The sequence below is a fragment of the Pseudomonas sp. NFACC51 genome (assembly GCF_900103575.1).
Classification (GTDB): Bacteria; Pseudomonadota; Gammaproteobacteria; order Pseudomonadales; family Pseudomonadaceae; genus Aquipseudomonas; species Aquipseudomonas fluorescens_Q.
Genome location: NZ_FMXH01000017.1, coordinates 1 through 19,931 on the forward strand (window position 1 = coordinate 1; position 19,931 = coordinate 19,931).

A 19,931-nucleotide genomic window follows, 5' to 3' on the forward strand; every position below is an offset into this window, starting at 1 on the left:
CACCGCTTCGCTTTTGTGGCGAGGGAGCTTGCTCCCGCTGGGGTGCGAAGCGCCCCCCCAATAAACAAGTCTCGCCGCGCAATAATGGGTGAACACGCAACTTTGGGGCTGCTGCGCAGCCCAGCGGGAGCAAGCTCCCTCGCCACAGGTTCTGCATCGAACTTAAGGTCGAGTTTCACCCATAAAAAACCGGACCTTGGGTCCGGTTTTTCATGAGGCACTAGCGCCGCTTCACTCAGCCGCAGGCGCTTCTGGCTTGCGGCGCTTGAGCGGGGCCATGCCGTCCTTGCTGACCAGCGACGGGGCGTCGGCCTTCGGGCGGTTGGCGGTCTTGCGCTTGGTCGGGGCCTTGGAGCCGGTTTTCTTCTTGTCGCCCTTGGCGTCGACCTTTTTCTTCTTCACGCCAACGGCCTTGCCCGAGGCCTTGACCTTCTTCGGTCCGCCGTAGGTGCCTTTGACTTCCTTGATGGTGCGGCGCTCGAAGCTCTGCTTGAGGTAGCGCTCGATGCTCGACATCAGGTTCCAGTCGCCATGGCAGATCAACGAGATCGCCAGGCCGTCGTTGCCGGCGCGGCCGGTACGACCGATGCGGTGCACGTATTCGTCGCCGCTGCGGGGCATGTCGAAGTTGATGACCATGTCCAGGCCTTCCACGTCCAGGCCGCGGGCGGCGACGTCGGTGGCGACGAGGATTTTCACGCCGCCCTGCTTGAGGCGGTCGATGGCCAGCTTGCGGTCCTTCTGGTCTTTCTCGCCGTGCAGCACGAACGCTTTGTATTCCTGAGCCACCAGGCGACCGTAGATGCGGTCGGCCATGGCCCGGGTGTTAGTGAATACGATGGCTTTTTCGTAGGTTTCGTTGGCCAGCAACCAGTTCACGATCTGTTCTTTGTGCTGGTTGTGATCAGCAGTGATGATCTGCTGGCGGGTGGTGGAGTTCAGTTGGCTGACCGCGTTGAGCTGCAAGTGCTCAGGGTTGTTCAGCACCTTGGCGATCATCTCGCGCAGGCCCGAGCCGCCAGTGGTGGCAGAGAACAGCATGGTCTGCTGGCGATTGACGCATTCGTCCACCAGGCGCTGCACGTCTTCGGCAAAACCCATGTCGAGCATGCGGTCGGCTTCGTCCAGCACCAGTACTTCGACTTCCTTGAGGTCGAGGTTGCCGGCGTTCAACTGCTCGATCATCCGCCCCGGCGTGCCGATCAGGATGTCCGGCACCTTGCGCAGCATGGCGGCCTGGACCTTGAAGTCTTCGCCGCCGGTGATCAGGCCGGACTTGATGAAGGTGAATTGCGAGAAGCGCTCCACTTCCTTCAAGGTCTGCTGGGCCAGTTCGCGGGTCGGCAGCAGGATCAGGGTCTTGATGCTGACGCGCACCTTGGCCGGGCCGATCAGGCGGTTGAGGATCGGCAGCACGAACGCGGCGGTCTTGCCGCTGCCGGTTTGCGCCGTCACCCGCAGGTCACGCCCCTGGAGCGCGAGCGGAATAGCCGCTGCCTGCACCGGCGTTGGCTCGACAAATTTAAGCTCGGCCACGGCTTTGAGCAGGCGTTCGTGCAGGGCGAATTGGGAAAACACGGGTGCTACCTCGAAGAAATGCAAAAAAACAGCTGCATAGGGTAACGGTTTCGAGCGCGAAGGCCGAGTTTCTTTATACAAACGGCGGCAAATCAGTGCATTTTTATCAGCCGTTATTGCATCAACGGTCACTTGACCGGGCTTAAATGCTCTAATCGTCCCGTCGCGTCTTTATAGAAGAACCGTTTCGTCCATGGACATCAAACAACTCTGGGTCAACCTCCAAGACCTCTGGGGTGCCCTTGACCAGCACCCGCTCCTGCATTCCAGCCTCGCCCTGATGTTGCTGCTGGTCATCGCCCTGGTGCTTGGCCGTGTGGCGCGCTACCTGATCCTGCACGCCGCCAAGTTGCTGGGGCGCCAACCGGCCTTGAACTGGGTCAACGACCTGCGCCAGAACAAGGTCTTCCATCGCCTGGCGCAGATGACACCGTCGCTGATCATCCAGTTCGGCCTGCACCTGGTGCCGGAACTGAGCAAGACCAGCCTGGTTTTCCTCGGCAATGTCGCCCTGGCTTTCACCATTTTGTTCCTGGTGCTGGCTCTCAGTGCCTTGCTCAGCGCCCTGCTGGACGTCTATGCGCGCACCGAGCACGCCCGTACCCGCTCGATCAAAGGCTATGTGCAACTGACGAAGATGGTGCTGTATGTATTCGGCGCGATCATCATCGTCGCCACCCTGATCGACCGTTCGCCGCTGTTACTGCTGTCGGGCCTGGGAGCGATGTCGGCGGTGATCCTGCTGGTCTACAAGGACACCCTGCTGTCGTTCGTCGCCAGCGTGCAGCTGACCAGCAACGACATGTTGCGGGTCGGCGACTGGATCGAGATGCCCCAGGTCGGCGCCGACGGTGATGTGGTGGACATCACGCTGCACACGGTCAAGGTGCAGAATTTCGACAAGACCATCGTCTCGATCCCGACCTGGCGACTGATGTCCGAGTCGTTCAAGAACTGGCGTGGCATGCAGCAATCCGGCGGGCGGCGGATCAAGCGCAGCCTGTTCATCGACGCCAGCGGCGTGCGTTTCCTGCATGACGAGGAAGAACAACGCCTGACCCAGGTGCGCCTGCTGACCGACTACATCGGCCGCAAGCAGGCCGAACTCAAGGCCTGGAACGAGGCACAGGGCAACGTCGCGGCGATGTCGGCCAACCGTCGGCGGATGACCAACCTGGGCACCTTCCGCGCTTATGCACTGGCGTATTTGAAAAGCCACGCGGAGATCCAGCCGAACATGACCTGCATGGTCCGGCAGTTGCAGACCACCGCCCAAGGCATCCCGCTGGAAATCTACTGCTTCACCCGCACCACCGCGTGGACCGACTACGAGCGCATCCAGGGGGATATTTTCGATTACCTGCTGGCGGTGATGCCGGAGTTTGGGTTGAACCTGTATCAGCAGCCCAGCGGCACGGATTTGCGTTCAGGGTTGTTGCCGGCGGTGCTGGGGGCAAGCCACCTGCCGGAGCCGCAGAAGCAGGTGATCTGAAACCACCACAGATCCCCTGTGGGAGCGAGCTTGCTCGCGATAGCGGTGTATCAGAAACATAGATGCTGACTGACACTCCGCCATCGCGAGCAAGCTCCCACAGGGGTTTTCAGCGTGCAGGTAGCGGCTGGCGGATCCCCAACCGACTGATCCACACCGCCGCCAATATCACCGATCCCCCCAACAGCAACCGCCCCAACGCCTCGTGCTGGTTCCAGATGAGCAGGTTCACCAGCAGCCCCACCGGCACATGCAGGTTGTTCATCACCGCCAGCGTCCCGCCATTGACCAGGCACGCGCCTTTGTTCCACCAGTACAGCCCCAGCGCGGTGGAGACCAGGCCGAGGAACACCAACACGCCCCATTGCAGCGGCGCTTCAGGCCAGAAGTTGGCCTTGCCGAACAGCAGGAAAGCCGGCAACGCCACCATCAGCGCCCCAACATAGAAATAACCGAAACGCCGGTAATGCGGCAGGTCGCTCGGGTGGCGGGCCACCAGATGCTTGTACAGCACCTGCCCGGCTGCATAGGTGAAGTTGGCCAGTTGCAGCAGCAAGAAGCCCATGAAGAAATCCGGGTTGATCCGGTCGTAGCGAATCACCGCCGCGCCGGCCACGGCCACCAGCGCCGCGATCAGCGCCCAGGGGTTGAAGCGACGGTTCAGCGCGTCTTCGATCAAGGTCACGTGCAGGGGCGTCAGGATGGTGAAAAGCAGCACCTCGGGCACCGTCAGCACTCGGAAGCTCAGATACAGGCAGACGTAGGTCACGCCAAACTGCAAGGCACCGATCAACAACATGCCGCGCATGAACGCCGGCTCCACCTGGCGCCAGCGCGTCAGCGGAATGAACACCAGCCCGGCCAGCAACACCCGCACCAGCACCGCGAAATAACTGTCCACATGCCCAGCCAGGTACTCGCCGATCAGGCTGAAGGAAAACGCCTGGATCAATGTCACAAAAAGTAGATAGCCCATACCGCCCTCGTTTCGAATGGCGGCGAAGATAGCGCTTTTGAACGGTGGGAGCGAGCTTGCTCACGATAGCGGCGTGTCAGTCAGCATCTGTATTTCTGACCCTCCGCCATCGCGAGCAAGCTCCCACAGATACTCCACTAACTTGAAAGTTCATCCACGACCCAAGGAGTGGCCTGACGCTGGTGCCGATGGCTGGCGGCACGCTGAAGCACTCGGGTCAGCGCCTGGAAGTTTGCCGGTTTGGTCAGGACGTCATCGGCACCCCCGGCCCTGAAACGCTCTATCTCGCTGGAAAAAACACTCGCGGTGAAAGCAACGATGTAGCAAGTATCGCCCTGGGGTAACTCGCGAATTCTACGCACAGCCTCCATCCCATCCATCACGGGCATGTTGATATCCATCAGAATAATCTCTGGCGTCGAAGCCATGCAACGATTGACCGCTTCCAGGCCATCTGACGCAAGGTCGGGTGTATAACCCAACTCTTGTAGCATCGCCATGGCCACTTTCTGACTCACCGGATGGTTCTCCACCAGAAGGATATCGAGCGGATAATCCTCGGCAAAAGACGAGTCGAAGCCAACCGCCGCATGATCATCCTTGATGGGTATTTCCGAGACTGAAAAAAGCGCCAGGGGCAGAGAGAAGGAGAATGTCGAGCCTAAACCTGGCTGACTGGTGAACGTTAAAGTCCCCTGCTGCGCCTCGAGCAGATTCTTGCAGATAGAAAGACCCAACCCGCTCCCAGTGAAGCGTTGGCTAGCCGCCTCTTTAAACTGGACAAAGGGTTTGAACAGATTGTCTTGCCGTTCCGTGGGGATACCGATGCCGGTATCGCGTATGGAGAAGTCGAGCCACGCTTGAGAGCCGTAACCGCTGGTGGTGACCAGGAGCGATATTTTTCCGGCTTCGGTAAATTTGACCGCATTGCCCAGCAAGTTGATCAATATCTGGCGAAGGCAATCCATATCGGTCTTGACCAAAGGCGGTACGTCTGGGGAAAACTGCGCCTCCAGCACGATGGGTTTGTCCTGGATATTTTGCCGGATGAGTTCCATACAGGATGAAACCAGTGCTCTCACTTCGAAAACACGAGGTTTCAATTCAAGTTTGCCCGCTTCGATTTTGGCGAGATCGAGAATGTTATCGATAAGAGACAGCAGGGTCCGTCCACTGGAATGAATCGTTGTGAGAAGACGGCGTTGCTCGGGATCCAGGGCGGACCGGGCCAATAGTTCGGTCGCGCCAATGACACCGTACATCGGGGTGCGAATTTCATGACTCATGGTTGCCAGAAAGCTGGTTTTTGAACGATCAGCGTCTTCGGCGGCATTTTTAGCCTGATTCAATACCTGCTCATTGACTCGCAGTTGCTGAAGATGAGCGCGCATGCGTAAAAGGAGGAAAGCGAGAAATACCAGGATGGCCAGGATGATGTGGTACAGCGAGTCATGATTAAGTTGTTGGTAGTAGTCCGCCAAGGTAACTTCCGCCCCGACAACATACACCGTACCGTCTTGTGATTTTAAGGGGACAAAGACCGCGCGAAAATCACCCCAATGATCCGAGTAGTCGATCCAGGTTGGCTCGGTACGCTCAAAACTATCGAGTAAAGCCTGGCTGGCATCGGGATAAGGATCGAAAAAACGCACGAAATTCTTCTCTTGAATTTCTTCTTTCGATGCGCTGGAACTGATCAGGTAGGCCTTTGCACCTCGCTTGATCACGCTATAGACAAACGCAGTGCCCATGGACTCGTTGAAGCCGGAGAGGCGCTGAATGGTATCCCAGTCCTGCGCTTGCGATTTGGATTGCTTATCGACCAGATTGTCATGGTAACGGTCGCCGAGGATCGCCGAAGCCCCCAGCGCGGCATGCAGCAATTTATTATTAATGTTGTCAGTAAGGACGCTTTGCGTCTCGACATAGAGGTAGTAGATATAGCCACCTGCCCCTATGAGATAGGCTAGAAATAAGGCCCATGTTTGCCGTTTGATTTTTAACATATCACAGCCTCCCTACTGTAAATCGGCGCATAAATTACCACAGCCAGACGTCGACAGACTTGCCCAATCCGAGTGAGTTTGCCGCCAGCCTATCTCCCAGCCCTCAAAAGCTTGAGGGGCCGTTCATGTCAGGTAGTGGTTATTTCTATTTCCCCCAAAAAAAAGCCCGATCTCGCTAAAGCGTTCAATCGGGCTGATGCACTCAGGAGCAAAAAGTGCAAAGGGAGGTTCGATGCGCAAAACGATTTGAAGGGAAGCGCCAGGCCACTAGACCACCTGGCGATTATCCGAGGATTAACGGATCAGGCGACCTGGGACAGTTTGGCGTTGGCCTGATTCAGGCCCTTCTCCTGGAAGTCGCCGCCCAGGTTCATACCTTCGGCATGGATGAAGGTCACGTCGTGGATCCCGATGAAGCCCATGACCTGGCGCAAGTAGGGTTCTTGATGGTCAGTGCTGCCGCCGGCATGAATGCCACCACGGGCGGTCAGCACGAAGGCGCGCTTGTCGGCCAGCAGGCCTTGAGGTCCGGTGGGGGTGTATTTGAACGTCACGCCGGCACGCAGCACATGGTCGAGCCAGGCTTTCAGTGTGCTGGGGATGGCGAAGTTGTACATCGGTGCAGCCATTACCAGCACGTCCGCGGCCAGCAGTTCATCGGTCAGTTGGTTGGAGCGCTCCAGCGAGGCGTTTTCAACGTCGCTGCGCTGCTCGGCCGGCTTCATCCAGCCACCCAGCAGATTGGCATCCAGGTGCGGCACCGGATTGACGGCCAGGTCGCGAACGCTGATTTCATCGGCCGGGTGCGCTGCTTTCCACTGGCTGATAAAGGTCTGGGTCAGTTGACGGGACACCGAGTCTTGCTGGCGGGCACTGCTTTCGATGATCAGAACGCGGGACATGGCTTGTAGGCTCCATCTGAGAATGTTGTCAGTCGATGGAGTGAAGGTTAAACGCGATCATATCGATGAAAAAGCGCAAATAACTGCTGTAAAGCATCGATAAATTCGTTTATAAGCGGAGCAAGCAATATTGCCTGCCTCACTGCCGGGCTATTTCGGCTGACAGGTCAGCTTGATGCGCAGCTTGATGATGTTGCGGTTGAACTTGGCCGTGGCGTTCTTGAACTTGCCGGCGGCGACTTCGATCTTGCGGGTGCGCGGTGCCTCGGGGCCATTGTTGAAGACCACGGTACAAGCCGCGTCGGTGTTGCCATAGTTGTTGACCTGGATGGAACCGATATCGGCATCGGTGTCATAGGCGTTGTAGTCGATGCTCAGGCCGTTGAGGTGTTTTTCCACATCGATCGGGTAGGCAAACGCAGTCAGTGGCAGCAGGGCCAGCACCACACAACAGATTTTCTTCATTCGGCAGTCTCCACCAAGGGACTGCCAGCTTAGGACAAGAGGAGCTCGATATGAAAGCGCCCCGCGTAACCCTTGATCAATGGCGCACCTTGCAGGCCGTGGTCGACCACGGCGGCTTCGCCCAGGCCGCTGAAGTGCTGCATCGCTCCCAGTCGTCAGTGAGCTACACCGTGGCCCGCATGCAGGATCAGCTCGGCGTACCGTTGCTGCGCATCGATGGGCGCAAGGCCGTGCTGACCGAAGCCGGCGGCGTACTGCTGCGCCGTTCCCGGCAACTGGTGAAACAGGCCAGCCAACTGGAAGACCTGGCCCACCACATGGAGCAAGGCTGGGAAGCGGAAGTGCGCCTGGTGGTCGACGCGGCCTACCCCAACGCCCGCCTCGTTCGCGCCTTGACGGCGTTCATGCCACAAAGCCGTGGCTGCCGGGTGCGGCTGCGCGAAGAAGTGTTGTCGGGTGTCGAAGAAGTGCTGCTCGAAGGCGTGGCCGACCTGGCCATCAGCGGCTTCAGCATTCCCGGTTACCTGGGGGCGGAGTTGAGCGACGTAGAGTTCATCGCGGTGGCCCATCCCGAGCATGCCCTGCACCGCCTCAACCGCGAACTGAACTTCCAGGACCTGGAAAGCCAGTTGCAAGTGGTCATCCGCGACTCCGGCCGCCAACAGCCCCGCGACGTCGGCTGGCTCGGCGCCGAGCAGCGCTGGACCGTGGGCAGCCTGGCCACCGCCGCGAGTTTTGTCGGCAGCGGCCTGGGCTTCGCCTGGCTGCCCCGGCACATGATCGAACGGGAACTCAAGGAAGGCGTGCTCAAGCGTCTACCCTTGGAACAGGGAGGCAGCCGCAACTCGACCTTCTATCTTTTCTCAAACAAGGAAAAACCCCTGGGCCCGGCCACGCAGATCCTGATCGAATTGCTGCGCACCTTCGACACCGCGCCGCTGGATGCGCCGTTCGCCGCCCCTGAACAAGCCTGACAAGGACTTCGCCGATGGCCTATTTTGAACATGAAGGTTGCAACCTGCACTATGAGGAATACGGCCACGGTACGCCCTTGCTGATGGTCCACGGCCTGGGCTCGAGCACCCGCGACTGGGAAAAGCAGATCCCGGTGCTGTCCGCCCGCTACCACCTGATCGTGGTGGATGTGCGCGGTCACGGTCGCTCCGACAAGCCGCGCGAGCGCTACAGCATCGAAGGTTTCAGCGCCGACCTGGTCGCCCTGATCGAACACTTGGACCTCGGCCCGGTGCATCTGGTGGGTTGGTCCATGGGCGGCATGATCTGCTTTCAGCTGGCGGTGGACCAACCCAACCTGGTCAGGAGCCTGTGCATCGTCAACAGTGCTCCCGAAGTCAAAGTCCGCACGCCCGATGACTGCTGGCAATGGTTCAAGCGCTGGAGCCTGATGCGCATCCTCAGCCTGGAGACCATCGGCAAGGCCCTCGGCGCCAAGTTATTCCCCAAGCCCGAACAAACCGAGTTACGCCTGGAAATGGCTCGGCGCTGGGCAAAGAACGACAAACGTGCTTATCTCGCCAGCTTCGATGCGATCGTGGGATGGGGCGTGCAGGAACGACTGTCGCAGGTCGCCTGTCCAACCCTGGTCATTTGCGCCGACCATGACTACACCCCGGTGGCACTGAAAGAAGCCTACGTCAGGCTACTGCCCGATGCACGGCTGGTGGTCATCGCCGATTCGCGGCACGCCACCCCGCTGGATCAACCCGAACGCTTCAACCAAACCCTGCTCGACTTTTTGACCGCAACCGATTCCACCACTCAGGATCACTGACCCCATGCTGAAAAAAATCGCCCTTGCCGCCGGCACCGTATTGTTTGCCGCCAACCTGATGGCTGCGACTCCCGCCAAGGCACCCCATGTATTGCTGGAAACCACCAACGGCCAGATCGAAATCGAACTGGACCCGGTCAAGGCCCCCATCAGCACCAAGAACTTCCTTGAGTACGTGGACAGTGGCTTCTACACCAATACGATTTTCCACCGAGTGATCCCGGGCTTCATGGCCCAGGGCGGTGGGTTCACTCAAACCATGCAACAAAAAGACACCAAGGCCCCAATCAAGAACGAAGCCAGCAATGGCCTGCACAACGTTCGTGGCACCTTGTCGATGGCCCGCACATCCAACCCGGACTCGGCCACCAGCCAGTTCTTCATCAACGTGGCCGACAACGCCTTCCTCGATCCGGGCCGTGACGCCGGTTACGCAGTGTTCGCCAAGGTGGTCAAGGGCATGGACGTGGTGGACATCATCGTCAACTCCCAGACCACGACCAAACAAGGCATGCAAAACGTGCCGATCGACCCTGTGCTCATCAAGTCGGCCAAGCGCATCGACTGAAGCGGCACACGGCAAGCCTGGGCGGCGCGGGTCATCCCGCACCGCCCATTAGCAAAAAGGAGAGCCCCTGCCAGGGCATTTACAGATGGTTTTTCGCCGTTTCGAAACACTGATCGATATCTTCCGCGACGCCCCGAGCTCGGCCCCGCCGAACCGCGTCCTGCCCTTCTACACCTATTACCTGAAACAGGTCTGGCCCAGCTTCGTCGTGCTGCTGGTGGTGGGCCTGATCGGCGCGCTGATCGAAGTGGCGCTGTTCAGCTACCTGAGCCGCATCATCGACCTGACCCAGGGCACGCCGAATGTGGACTTCTTCAAGGTCCATGGCCTGGAACTGGCCTGGATGGCGGTGGTGGCGCTGGTCTTTCGGCCGATCTTCGTGGCCCTGCATGACTTGCTCGTGCACCAGACCCTGAGCCCCGGCATGACCAGCCTGATCCGCTGGCAGAACCACAGCTACGTGCTCAAGCAGAGCCTGAATTTCTTCCAGAACGATTTCGCCGGGCGCATAGCCCAGCGCATCATGCAGACCGGCAACTCCCTGCGCGACTCGGCGGTACAAGCCGTGGACGCCCTGTGGCACGTGCTGATCTACGCCATCAGTTCCCTGGTGCTGTTCGCCGAAGCCGACTGGCGCCTGATGATCCCGCTGCTGATGTGGATCGCCGCCTACATTGGCGCACTCTGTTACTTCGTGCCAAGGGTCAAGGAGCGCTCGGTGGTGTCGTCCGATGCCCGCTCCAAGCTCATGGGCCGGATCGTCGATGGCTACACCAACATCACCACCCTCAAGCTGTTCGCCCACACCAACTTCGAGCAGCAGTACGCCCGCGAAGCCATCCAGGAGCAGACCGAAAAAGCCCAGTTGGCCGGTCGCGTGGTGACCAGCATGGACGTGGTCATCACCGGCATGAACGGGCTGCTGATCGTCGGCACCACCGGGCTGGCGCTGTGGCTCTGGACTCAGTCGCTGATCAGCGTCGGCGCCATTGCCCTGGCGACCGGGCTGGTGATCCGCATCGTCAACATGTCCGGTTGGATCATGTGGGTGGTCAACGGCATCTTCGAGAACATCGGCATGGTCCAGGACGGCCTGCAGACCATCGCCCAGCCAGTCAGCGTCACCGACCGCGACCAGGCCAAGCCCCTGGCGGTCGCTCGCGGCGAGGTGCGTTTCGAGCACGTGGATTTCCACTATGGCAAGAAAAGCGGCGTGATCGGCGACCTCAACCTGACCATCAAGCCCGGGGAAAAAATCGGCCTGATCGGCCCGTCCGGCGCGGGTAAATCCACCTTGGTCAACCTGCTGCTGCGTCTTTATGACGTGCAAGGCGGGCGCATCCTCATCGACGGCCAGGACATCGCCGAGGTCGGCCAGGAAAGCTTGCGCGAGCGCATCGGCATGATCACCCAGGACACCTCGCTGCTGCACCGCTCGATTCGTGACAACCTGCTTTACGGCAAGCCAGACGCCACCGATGCGCAACTCTGGGAAGCCGTGCGCAAGGCCCGCGCCGATGAGTTCATTCCACTGCTGTCGGACGCCGAAGGCCGCACCGGTTTCGATGCCCATGTGGGCGAACGCGGCGTGAAGCTGTCCGGCGGCCAGCGCCAGCGCATCGCCATTGCCCGGGTGCTGCTCAAGGACGCGCCGATCCTGATCATGGACGAAGCGACGTCAGCACTGGACTCGGAAGTCGAAGCGGCGATCCAGGAAAGCCTCGAGACCCTGATGCAAGGCAAGACCGTGATCGCCATCGCCCACCGCCTCTCGACCATCGCCCGCATGGACCGCCTGGTCGTGCTGGAAAACGGCCGCATCGCCGAAACCGGCAGCCATGCCGAACTGCTGGCCCAGGGTGGACTGTATGCGCGGTTGTGGCAGCACCAGACGGGTGGGTTCGTGGGGATCGACTGAATCAACCAGACACCACTGACCCCTGTGGCGAGGGAGCTTGCTCCCGCTGAGGTGCGAAGCAGCCCCAATAAGGCTGAGCGTCCAACCTATTTATTGCGTTGAGGCTCAGATTGGAGGGGCGCTTCGCACCCCAGCGGGAGCAAGCTCCCTCGCCACAGGGTCTTTGCTTAAACAGTAGGGCCAGTGCAGCCCCAAGGCCTTTCTGAAAAAATCTGTCCAGAATCCATTTAGCCCATATAGCAACGACATACTCCCCGCCGACCACGGCCAAAACCGCCCCAGTCCATGACTCTGGCGGTTTTTTTGTGCCGCTGGATTTGTCGATAAACCCTGCTGTACTCAGCCCAGGTTCTGGAGATGAGCCTGTCGTAATGCTGCAGGATGCATAACCGATTATCACGACTGTTTTTTCAAGGATGCTTATGTCTTTACTCAAACGTTCAACGACTGAGTTGTTGGGTACGTTCTGGCTGGTGTTGGGCGGCTGCGGCAGCGCGGTATTGGCTGCCTCCGGGATTGGCGTGCTGGGGGTTGCCCTGGCATTCGGCCTGACGGTGTTGACCATGGCGTTCGCCATCGGTCATATCTCCGGCTGCCACCTGAACCCGGCCGTGTCGGTGGGTTTGTACGTGGGCGGGCGGTTTCCAGCCAGGGAATTGCCGGCCTACATCATCGCCCAGGTCATCGGCGGTGTGCTGGCCGCGGCGCTGATCTACTTCATCGCCAGCGGCAAAGAAGGCTTTGACCTGACCGCGTCCGGCCTGGCGTCGAACGGTTACGGCGAGCATTCACCCGGTGGGTATTCGTTGGCGGCCGGTTTTGTGACCGAGCTGGTCATGACGGCGATGTTCATCCTGATCATCCTCGGCGCCACCGATAAACGTGCCCCGGCCGGGCTGGCACCGATTGCCATCGGCCTGGCCCTGACGCTCATTCACCTGATCTCGATTCCAGTCACCAACACGTCCGTCAACCCGGCCCGCAGTACCGGTCCGGCGCTGATCGTCGGCGGCTGGGCCATCGAGCAACTGTGGCTGTTCTGGGTAGCACCGCTGCTGGGTGCTGTCATTGGTGGTGTCTCTTACCGCTGGCTGGGCAACGAAGACAGCTGAGTCACACCCGCGAAAAATCAGCACTGCCGATAAGGCAGTGCTGTTTTCGCCTCTTCGGCATAGGCCAGCACCCCCTCTTGCTCGCGCACGAGGAAATCCGCCACGGCCGCTTTCAACCCCGGATGCCGCAAGTAATGCCACGAACGGGTAATCACCGGTTCGAACCCGCGAATCAATTTGTGCTCGCCCTGGGCCCCGGCATCGAAACGCTGCAAGCCATGGGCAATCGCGTAGTCCATGCCCTGATAGAAACAGGTCTCGAAATGCAGGCGATCAAATTCCGCCAGGCAGCCCCAGTAACGCCCGTAGAAACTGTCGCCGCCCACCAGGCTGAACGCCATCGCCACCGGCCGTGAACCTTGCTTGGCCAAGACCACGCGAATGGCCTCAGGCATGCGCTCGGCCAGCAGGCTGAAGAACGCCCGGGTCAGGTACGGCGCCTGCCGCCGCACCGCGTAGGTGTTGGCGTAACAGGCGTAGACAAAGTCCCACTGGGCCTCGTCCAGTTGCTGGCCTTCGAGCCATTCGAACTCGATGCCCTGCCCCGCCACCTGTTCACGCTCCTTGCGCATCTGCTTGCGCTTGCGCGAACTGAGGGCATCGAGAAAATCCTGGAAGTCCCGATAACCACGATTTTGCCAGTGGTACTGGCAGCCAATCCGCTGCAGCCAACCCTCCTGCCCGGCCAGCGCCGCGTCGGTGAAGGCATCGGTGAAGTTGATGTGGGCGCTGGAAAGCCCTTCGATCTCAAGATAACCCGGCAGGCTGCCCAACAATTCCAGACCGTCCTCCACGCGGGCCGCCAACAATCGCGGACCGCTGACCGGACTGAACGGCACCGCTGTCAGCAGCTTGGGGTAATACTCGATCCCGGCCCGGGCGCAGGCATCGGCCCAGGCATGGTCGAATACGTATTCACCGTAGGAATGCCACTTGCGGTAACTGGGCAAGGCCGCCAGCAGACGACCGCCTTCGATGTGCAGCAAATGCTCAGGCTGCCAACCGGATTGCGGGCCGAGGCTGGCGCTGTCTTCCAGAGTGCTCAAGAAGGCGTGGCGCAGGAATGGTTGGTTGGCGGGCACCAGCGCGTCCCATTCTTGCGGCGCGATGGCGGATAAGCTGTCTAAGGCGTGGAGCGGCATGCGGTTCCCCGAAAATCCAAGCGGCGGATGAAGCGAGTATCGCCGATCTGGACTCCATAGGACGAGTAACAAAGTAGCTTTATGGGTTGCCGAATGGATAAGAAAAGGCACGGCAACTTAGGCTTCGTTGCTATCCCAAATAAAATGAGATTTAGCTAACGGCTGCCATCACCCAGCTAGCGCGCTCCATGCGTCCCCCGAATTGTGGCTTGCATTTCCTGTATCTCTTTTGCTGCTTGCTCTTTAAATTCACGAAGCGCCGCTAGTTCTTCAACTGCTCGTCTGAGATCATATTTTACTGCTTCCGTCTCAATTGTTTTTACGCTGTACCGAGTGATAGCCTTTTTCCCTTGATTTCGTGCGGCAAAGAGATAATCTTGCGCTGCTGAATTCGCGATAACAATCAAATTTTCGTAGTCCTCAATCGCAGCCGCCATCTTTACACTAGACGCTCCATTAGACATAAGTCTATCTATTTCTTTTTTTGTTGCTATAGCGTCCTCGGCACGAAGCTGCTGTATTTTTTTGAAACTCTCAACATGCTGGGGCCTTATAGTTTTTAACGAGGCCGCCTTGGTGTTTTCGTACGGATTAGTGGTGAAGCTCCGAGGAATACTTTTAGCAATAGGAGATGCGGTAGTTGGTCTAAACTTTCGAAGAAACGACCCCCAAGAAATATGCCCCGTCGGATCCACGCTATTTATCGGATCCCCCACGCAATACGTATACGCATTCAGCCCTCCCTTACCAAACGGACTCAAGCTGTCCGGACTGTGAAACCTCATCAACAGTGGGTTGAAGACCCGATAACCGTTACCCAGCATGTACCAACCGGTTTGTGTCTCACGTCGCTCGCCGTTATAACCCAAGGGACTACTCATTGTTGGGTCGTCCATGCGATGACCGTACGCCGAATAGGCAATTGCCTTGATAGCATCCTGACTCATTTCAACCAGCACACTGTTCTTGTCATCCCCCGCCAGCAACCGGGGCGCTGACGCTGCGCCAGCCCTCAGCTCGGCGAGCACGATACCCTCCGCCTTCAGAAAGGTACGGCTGACGCCTCCCAGAATCTCGTTCGCCAGCTCATCGTTTTGGTAGAACCTCTGCTCTTTACCGCCAGTGGCATCGAGGCCGACCAGCTTGTCCAGTGGGTCATAGTGAAATCTGACAACCGTTTCCAGAGACCCGGGCTGCCCTGTTTTATCTGGACCAGACATGTCGCTACCCCCGATCACCGATGACTGTAATAGGCTGTTTTCGACAAGCAGAACCTATACACCATCGGCTCTGCGATTGAACGATGTAAACACGCTTTGGTGATATGTCGAAACTGTCAGAGATGACAGGTGACTGCCCATACAGTGCTTCACCCAAATGCAGCTCAAAAAGAACCCGCTAAAGGCGGGGTCGAAATAAGGAGCACGCCGGACAGCCCCAATAGCGTCCGTAGGAACTGCCGCCGCCCACCTGGCTGAACGCCATCGCCACCGGCCGCGAACCTTGCTTGGCCAGCACCACACGAATGGCCTCGGGCATGTATTCGGCCAGCAGGCTGAAAAACGCTCGGGTCAAGTAAGGCGCCTGCCGTCGTATCGCATAGGTGTTGGTGTAACAGGCGTAGACAAATCCCACTGCGCCTCGTCCAACTGATGACCTTCGAGCCATTCGAACGCGATGCCCTGCCCCGCCACTTGCTCACGGTACCCCGGCAAGCTGCCCAGCAGCTCCAGGCCATCTTCCCCGCGCGCCGCCAGCAACCGCGGGCCAGTGACCGGGCTGAACGGCACCGCCATCAGCAGCCTGGGGTAGTAATCGGTCCTGGCCCGGACACAGGCATCGGCCCAGGCGTGGTCGAACAGGTACTCGCCGTAGGAATGCCACTTGCGGCAACTGGGCAAGGCCGCCAGCAGACGACCGCCATCGATGTGCAGCAAACGCTCAGGCTGCCAACCCGACTGTGGGTCGAGGCTGGCACTGTCTTCCAGGGTGCTCAGGAAGGCGTGGCGCAGGAATGGTTGGTTGGCGGGGACCAGGGTGTCCCATTCTGGCGGCGCGAGGCTGGATAAACTGTTAAAACGTGGAGCGGCATGCGGTTCCCCGGAGTGCAGGCGACGGAAGGGGCAGTATCGCCATAACAACGCATTTATTATAACTACTACACTTCCCCACGAATATTTTTCATCTCTTCCTCTCCTATTTTCCTTTTGCTGAAATACCGTTGCTGCTTCGACTCACTCACAAATGCAACTCTCTTTTTATAAGCTTTCGCAACCACCTTAAAATCTCTCAAACTTTCACTTGTAAAAGCCGGCCTATCTTTATTAGCAACCGCATACTCAAAATCCTTAACAGCACCTTCAAGTATTTTCGCCCTTTTAACATAGCTATCCAACGTGAGATTCGAACCCGGCCCTCCTAGCAATCTTCGGGTCATATAATCCGCCTGCTCAAAATTTGCAAGCTCCCGATAAAAACGCACTCTAGCTCCAAGCATTTTAATACGCCGAGAACTTATATCATGCACTTCTACCACACCACCTTCACCCATAACACCTCTTAAAAAAGAGGGCCGCACATCCGTTAAGGTAGCGAGATCAACGGCTGTAGCTGGCTTACTGGAAAACCCGAAAGAAACCAGTAATTTTCCAAAAAAACCATGACCTGTCGGGTCTACATTATTAATTGGATCCCCCACACAATACATATACGCATTCAATCCCCCCTTACCAAAAGGACTCAAGCTGTCCGGACTGTGAAACCTCATCAATCGCGGGTTGAAGACCCGGTAGCCATTGCCTAGAAAATACCAACCGCTTTGCGTTTCGCGCCGCTCGCCGTTGTAACCCAAATGACTATTCGCCGAGCTGCCTTCAACCCGATGGCCATAGGGTGAATACGCAATACTCGTGAGTCCCTGCCGAGTAACTTCACCCATCACGCTGTTCTTATCATCGCCCATCAGCAATATGGGACCGGCATCACCACCGGTTTGGCACTCGGCGAGCACCACGCCCTCTGCACGCACGAAGGTTGTGCTGACAGTCCCGCTGACTTCGCTCGCCAGCTCATCGTTTCGGTAGAACCGATGCTCTTTGCCCTCGGACGTAGTGCGCCCGATCAAGCTATCGAGTGCGTCATAGTGAAAGCGGGTGGTCGGTTCATCGGGCGAGGCAGCGAAGTTGGTAATGGGGTGATTGGACCCAAGAACTGAATCCGCCATGGTCGACTCTCCAGGTGAGCTATGGTGGCCTGAGGAAGTAAGCACGCTTTCTAGATACGGCGAAACTGTCAGGGTTGACAGGTGGCTACCCATACAGCGCTTACCCAAACGCGGCTCAAAAAAAACCCCGCCAGAGGCGGGGTTCAAAGGAGCGCTTTAACGGATGAAGTCAGAGCGGTATATCAAAGTGCGGTTTAGAATACGTACTGGGCGCGCATCACAAAACCGTCGCCATCGTCGTCGCCATTGGCGTTGGTCACTTTGTCGGTCTTGGCCTTGATGTAGGCAGCGGAAATTTTCACCGCTTCGTTGGCGTACCAGTTCACGCCCAGGTTGTGCACCTTGGCTTCGGCATCGCCCACGTCGCGGGTCGCCGAGGCAGTGGTGATGTTGTCGTCTTCGACGGTCAGGCTGTCGAAGCGATAGAACACTTCCCAGGCGCCGATGGATTTGTTCTGAGGTTTGATCGCGTCAAACTTGCCGACTTTATAACCACGGGACTCGCCGGTGAGGGTGTACGCGCCCTGTACGTAGAAGCCATGGCCTTTGATGTCTTCGAAACCATCGGCATCAGCCTTGGTCTTGCGAGTGATGTATTCGCCCTGGATCGACGCAGGCCCCATGGCGAAAGCGGCTTCCAGGCCGAAGGCGGTGTCGCGGTCGTACGAACCGGCTGGCGAGTTGTTCGCGCCGCCCAGTACCGGACGGTTGCCGTTAGGGCCGGCGTCGTTGCCACCCAGGGTTTCAACGCCACGCATGCCCAGGCGGGAGCGATAACGCGCATCGAAGACGGTGTCGGAGACGTCGCGCGAAGCCACGTTCACACCAAAGTGCAGCACGTTGCCGGCATCGTGCATTGGCGCGAATACGAAGCGACCGTTGACTTGCTTGACGCTGTCGCCGTCGGTGTCGTCGGTGTCCTTGCTGAATACACCGGCCGAGGCATAGAACGAATCGGCGAAGGTGCTGGAGGCTTGCAGGCCCAGGCCGTTCTGATGGCTGTTCGTCCAGTCGATCAGGTCGTAAGCGGCGTTACGCTCAGGTGCAGTGACCCACTTGGAGCTGGTGGCTTTTTCCAGGCCGAAGTCGGGGTCGAAGCGACCAACCTTGATCGAAACCGGCTTGAAGCCGTTGTAGGCCAGGGACGCTTCGTCGAAGTAGCCGTTATCGGAGTCGCCACTGTTGTGGGACATGTCGTAGTTGATGGTGTAGGCCCAATCCGTGTACAGCACGCCGGACAGTTCCAGGAACGCGCGGCGGATGTAAGCGGCATCGGCCGAGTTGCCGTTGTCGGTGTAGATACCATCGAACTGGCTGTAGTCAGCCTGCAGACGACCACCGAGCTTGAAGCTGAACTCTTTGTCAGTGGTAGCGACCTCAAGGCCGCCCTTGGTTTTGACCACGATATCGGCGCCGTCGGTGGTGACGGTGCCGGCGAAAGCCTGGGCGGTTACTGCCATTGCCAGTGCGCTGGCGGCAACACCTGCGAAGTGCTTGCGGATCATCGAAGAATTCCCCTGTTGGTAGTCTATGCGTTAGAAAACACGCGGAACTGGGCCCGCTGGTGTTGGGAGGGGATCTTGGCGACGGGTTGTGTCAGGCGAGTTGCTATCACATAAAGATTTTATGACAGCGGAACTTTTTACTTCGAAAGGGAATAACTGAGAAGCAGCTGCAAGGGGTGAGCTGCAAGCGGCAAGTTAGAGCAGTCGCAGGTGCATACGGAACTAGGGGTGGTGACGTTTACGTTCAGCCGCGAGTTTTTCGGCGAGGTGATCCAGGTCGGGAATGGGGGCTTCAGGAAGCTTTTTGAGGGTCGCCTGCATTAGCCGCATCTGGCGGATAAAACGCCGGCAGTTGGGGCAGAACATCAGGTGATGACGCACCATCAGGCGTTCACGAAAACTTAACTGGCCGTCGAGATAATCGCTGGAGCGCGCCACTTGTTCCTTGCAGGTCAGCATTCGCCGGTTTCCTCGAAATGTTCAACGGTCGCGAAGACTTTCAGCCGGGCGCGATGCAACAGCACTCGCACATTGGAGAGCGAAATATCCAGAAGATTACAGATTTCTTCCAGCTCCAGCCCCTGGCGTTCCCGCAGGTTCAGCACGCTGCCTTGCAGTTCCGACAGGCTGAGCAACGTGTGCTCCAGGCAATCGCGTAATTCCGCCATCGTGAGCAGCGCCTCAGGCGTGTCCTGGTGCCAGGCGAACGGCGCCAACAGCCAATGACCGTCGGCGGCGAAACGATCATCGCCGAGGGTGCCATGGGGTGACGGCAGATCGTCGAGCAACACCTCCCGACGGTTCTGTTTGTAGCGCCCTTTGGCAGCGTTGGCGGTGATGGTCAGCAGCCAGGTCTTGAGGCTGGAACGTCCCTGGAAACCACTGAGATTACGCACCACCGACAGCCACGCGTCCTGCACCACCTCATCGACATGGCGGCTGCCGACGATGGCATAGGCCACGGCGCGCATCGGGCTCTGGTAGGCGCTGACCAGCTCCTTATAGGCCTGCTGCTCACCGGCCAGGAGGCGTTGGAGCAGAAGGGTGTCATCGGTGACCGTCATTCAACGCCCCATTGCCTGGAAGACTGATGATTTTTCTGTTTGTGGCGAGGGAGCTTGCTCCCGCTGGGTTGCGAAGCGGCCCCAAGATTCTGCGGTCGCTGCGCAACCGAGCGGGAGCAAGCTCCCTCGCCACACAAAAGCTGAACCAGCCCAGATAGAAACTGAAAAGGCACAGATCAAAGCTGAGC

At 58.6% G+C, this 19,931-nt stretch carries 17 protein-coding genes and 1 pseudogene; 6 read left to right on the forward strand and 12 right to left on the reverse strand.

Annotation, left to right across the window (positions count from 1 at the left end):
- Positions 1-231: 231 nt before the first annotated feature.
- Positions 232-1,578 (reverse strand): DEAD/DEAH box helicase, encoded by a 1,347-nt coding sequence (locus BLT00_RS25805; RefSeq protein ID WP_092150853.1) that lies wholly within the window; start codon positions 1,576-1,578, stop codon positions 232-234.
- 193 nt (positions 1,579-1,771) lie between these two features.
- Between BLT00_RS25805 and BLT00_RS25810 the strand changes: the two genes are divergently transcribed.
- Complete coding sequence (locus BLT00_RS25810; RefSeq protein ID WP_092150850.1) at positions 1,772-3,070, forward strand: mechanosensitive ion channel family protein; 1,299 nt, start codon at positions 1,772-1,774, stop codon at positions 3,068-3,070.
- 109 nt (positions 3,071-3,179) lie between these two features.
- Here BLT00_RS25810 and BLT00_RS25815 read toward each other — a convergent pair whose 3' ends face one another.
- The 4 genes from BLT00_RS25815 to BLT00_RS25830 all read right to left on the reverse strand — a co-directional run bounded on the left by BLT00_RS25815 (position 3,180) and on the right by BLT00_RS25830 (position 7,419).
- Positions 3,180-4,046 carry a carboxylate/amino acid/amine transporter gene (locus tag BLT00_RS25815; protein WP_092150847.1) on the reverse strand — a complete coding sequence of 289 codons (867 nt, stop codon included), beginning with the start codon at positions 4,044-4,046 and terminating at the stop codon, positions 3,180-3,182.
- Positions 4,047-4,183: 137 nt separating this feature from the next.
- The gene (locus BLT00_RS25820) at positions 4,184-6,052 is read right to left on the reverse strand and encodes an ATP-binding protein (protein WP_092150844.1); all 1,869 of its coding nucleotides are present in this window, start codon (positions 6,050-6,052) and stop codon (positions 4,184-4,186) included.
- A gap of 302 nt (positions 6,053-6,354) precedes the next feature.
- Positions 6,355-6,954, reverse strand: a complete 600-nt coding sequence (locus BLT00_RS25825; RefSeq protein WP_072341417.1) for an FMN-dependent NADH-azoreductase — start codon at positions 6,952-6,954, stop codon at positions 6,355-6,357.
- A gap of 150 nt (positions 6,955-7,104) precedes the next feature.
- Positions 7,105-7,419, reverse strand: coding sequence for a hypothetical protein (locus BLT00_RS25830; protein ID WP_063322469.1), 315 nt, complete (start codon positions 7,417-7,419; stop codon positions 7,105-7,107).
- 50 nt (positions 7,420-7,469) lie between these two features.
- Here BLT00_RS25830 and BLT00_RS25835 point away from each other — a divergent pair, with 50 nt between their 5' ends.
- From BLT00_RS25835 to aqpZ, 5 genes are all read left to right on the forward strand, one after another.
- Positions 7,470-8,393 carry a PA3225 family LysR-type transcriptional regulator gene (locus BLT00_RS25835; RefSeq protein ID WP_060738713.1) on the forward strand — a complete coding sequence of 308 codons (924 nt, stop codon included), beginning with the start codon at positions 7,470-7,472 and terminating at the stop codon, positions 8,391-8,393.
- A 14-nt stretch (positions 8,394-8,407) separates the two neighbouring features.
- Positions 8,408-9,211, forward strand: a complete 804-nt coding sequence (locus BLT00_RS25840; protein WP_092150841.1) for an alpha/beta fold hydrolase — start codon at positions 8,408-8,410, stop codon at positions 9,209-9,211.
- Positions 9,212-9,215: 4 nt separating this feature from the next.
- A complete protein-coding gene (locus BLT00_RS25845) occupies positions 9,216-9,779 on the forward strand; it encodes a peptidylprolyl isomerase (protein ID WP_092150838.1) in 564 nt (187 codons plus the stop codon).
- Between the two features lie 85 nt (positions 9,780-9,864).
- Complete coding sequence (locus tag BLT00_RS25850) at positions 9,865-11,697, forward strand: ABC transporter ATP-binding protein (protein WP_092150835.1); 1,833 nt, start codon at positions 9,865-9,867, stop codon at positions 11,695-11,697.
- 422 nt (positions 11,698-12,119) lie between these two features.
- Positions 12,120-12,809 (forward strand): aquaporin Z, encoded by a 690-nt coding sequence (gene aqpZ / locus BLT00_RS25855; RefSeq protein WP_092150831.1) that lies wholly within the window; start codon positions 12,120-12,122, stop codon positions 12,807-12,809.
- Between the two features lie 17 nt (positions 12,810-12,826).
- Here aqpZ and BLT00_RS25860 read toward each other — a convergent pair whose 3' ends face one another.
- The 7 genes and pseudogenes from BLT00_RS25860 to BLT00_RS25890 all read right to left on the reverse strand — a co-directional run bounded on the left by BLT00_RS25860 (position 12,827) and on the right by BLT00_RS25890 (position 19,743).
- Complete coding sequence (locus BLT00_RS25860) at positions 12,827-13,951, reverse strand: GNAT family N-acetyltransferase (RefSeq protein WP_092150828.1); 1,125 nt, start codon at positions 13,949-13,951, stop codon at positions 12,827-12,829.
- Positions 13,952-14,127: 176 nt separating this feature from the next.
- Entirely contained in the window at positions 14,128-15,171 is a 1,044-nt protein-coding gene (locus BLT00_RS25865; RefSeq protein ID WP_092150825.1) for an RHS repeat-associated core domain-containing protein, read from the reverse strand.
- Positions 15,172-15,376: 205 nt separating this feature from the next.
- Positions 15,377-16,043: pseudogene (locus tag BLT00_RS25870) on the reverse strand (peptidogalycan biosysnthesis protein); the annotation flags it as partial.
- Positions 16,044-16,109: 66 nt separating this feature from the next.
- Positions 16,110-17,174 (reverse strand): RHS repeat-associated core domain-containing protein, encoded by a 1,065-nt coding sequence (locus BLT00_RS25875; RefSeq protein WP_158265804.1) that lies wholly within the window; start codon positions 17,172-17,174, stop codon positions 16,110-16,112.
- Between the two features lie 194 nt (positions 17,175-17,368).
- Entirely contained in the window at positions 17,369-18,679 is a 1,311-nt protein-coding gene (locus tag BLT00_RS25880) for an OprO/OprP family phosphate-selective porin (RefSeq protein WP_063322477.1), read from the reverse strand.
- Between the two features lie 222 nt (positions 18,680-18,901).
- On the reverse strand, positions 18,902-19,138 hold the full coding sequence (locus BLT00_RS25885; RefSeq protein ID WP_063322478.1) for an anti-sigma factor family protein: 237 nt from the start codon (positions 19,136-19,138) through the stop codon (positions 18,902-18,904).
- Entirely contained in the window at positions 19,132-19,743 is a 612-nt protein-coding gene (locus BLT00_RS25890) for an RNA polymerase sigma factor (RefSeq protein WP_072341392.1), read from the reverse strand. The genes BLT00_RS25885 and BLT00_RS25890 overlap by 7 nt, the downstream gene beginning before the upstream one ends.
- Positions 19,744-19,931 lie beyond the last annotated feature (188 nt).

Bases quoted from the DNA above. Each gene is read 5' to 3' on its own strand.
- aqpZ (WP_092150831.1), top strand. From the start codon at position 12,120: ATGTCTTTACTCAAACGTTCAACGACTGAGTTGTTGGGTACGTTCTGG.
- BLT00_RS25875 (WP_158265804.1), bottom strand. From the start codon at position 17,174: ATGGCGGATTCAGTTCTTGGGTCCAATCACCCCATTACCAACTTCGCT.
- BLT00_RS25830 (WP_063322469.1), bottom strand. From the start codon at position 7,419: ATGAAGAAAATCTGTTGTGTGGTGCTGGCCCTGCTGCCACTGACTGCG.
- BLT00_RS25890 (WP_072341392.1), bottom strand. From the start codon at position 19,743: ATGACGGTCACCGATGACACCCTTCTGCTCCAACGCCTCCTGGCCGGT.
- BLT00_RS25820 (WP_092150844.1), bottom strand. From the start codon at position 6,052: ATGTTAAAAATCAAACGGCAAACATGGGCCTTATTTCTAGCCTATCTC.
- BLT00_RS25865 (WP_092150825.1), bottom strand. From the start codon at position 15,171: ATGTCTGGTCCAGATAAAACAGGGCAGCCCGGGTCTCTGGAAACGGTT.
- BLT00_RS25815 (WP_092150847.1), bottom strand. From the start codon at position 4,046: ATGGGCTATCTACTTTTTGTGACATTGATCCAGGCGTTTTCCTTCAGC.
- BLT00_RS25810 (WP_092150850.1), top strand. From the start codon at position 1,772: ATGGACATCAAACAACTCTGGGTCAACCTCCAAGACCTCTGGGGTGCC.
- BLT00_RS25840 (WP_092150841.1), top strand. From the start codon at position 8,408: ATGGCCTATTTTGAACATGAAGGTTGCAACCTGCACTATGAGGAATAC.
- BLT00_RS25825 (WP_072341417.1), bottom strand. From the start codon at position 6,954: ATGTCCCGCGTTCTGATCATCGAAAGCAGTGCCCGCCAGCAAGACTCG.
- BLT00_RS25860 (WP_092150828.1), bottom strand. From the start codon at position 13,951: ATGCCGCTCCACGCCTTAGACAGCTTATCCGCCATCGCGCCGCAAGAA.
- BLT00_RS25835 (WP_060738713.1), top strand. From the start codon at position 7,470: ATGAAAGCGCCCCGCGTAACCCTTGATCAATGGCGCACCTTGCAGGCC.
- BLT00_RS25880 (WP_063322477.1), bottom strand. From the start codon at position 18,679: ATGATCCGCAAGCACTTCGCAGGTGTTGCCGCCAGCGCACTGGCAATG.
- BLT00_RS25850 (WP_092150835.1), top strand. From the start codon at position 9,865: ATGGTTTTTCGCCGTTTCGAAACACTGATCGATATCTTCCGCGACGCC.
- BLT00_RS25845 (WP_092150838.1), top strand. From the start codon at position 9,216: ATGCTGAAAAAAATCGCCCTTGCCGCCGGCACCGTATTGTTTGCCGCC.
- BLT00_RS25885 (WP_063322478.1), bottom strand. From the start codon at position 19,138: ATGCTGACCTGCAAGGAACAAGTGGCGCGCTCCAGCGATTATCTCGAC.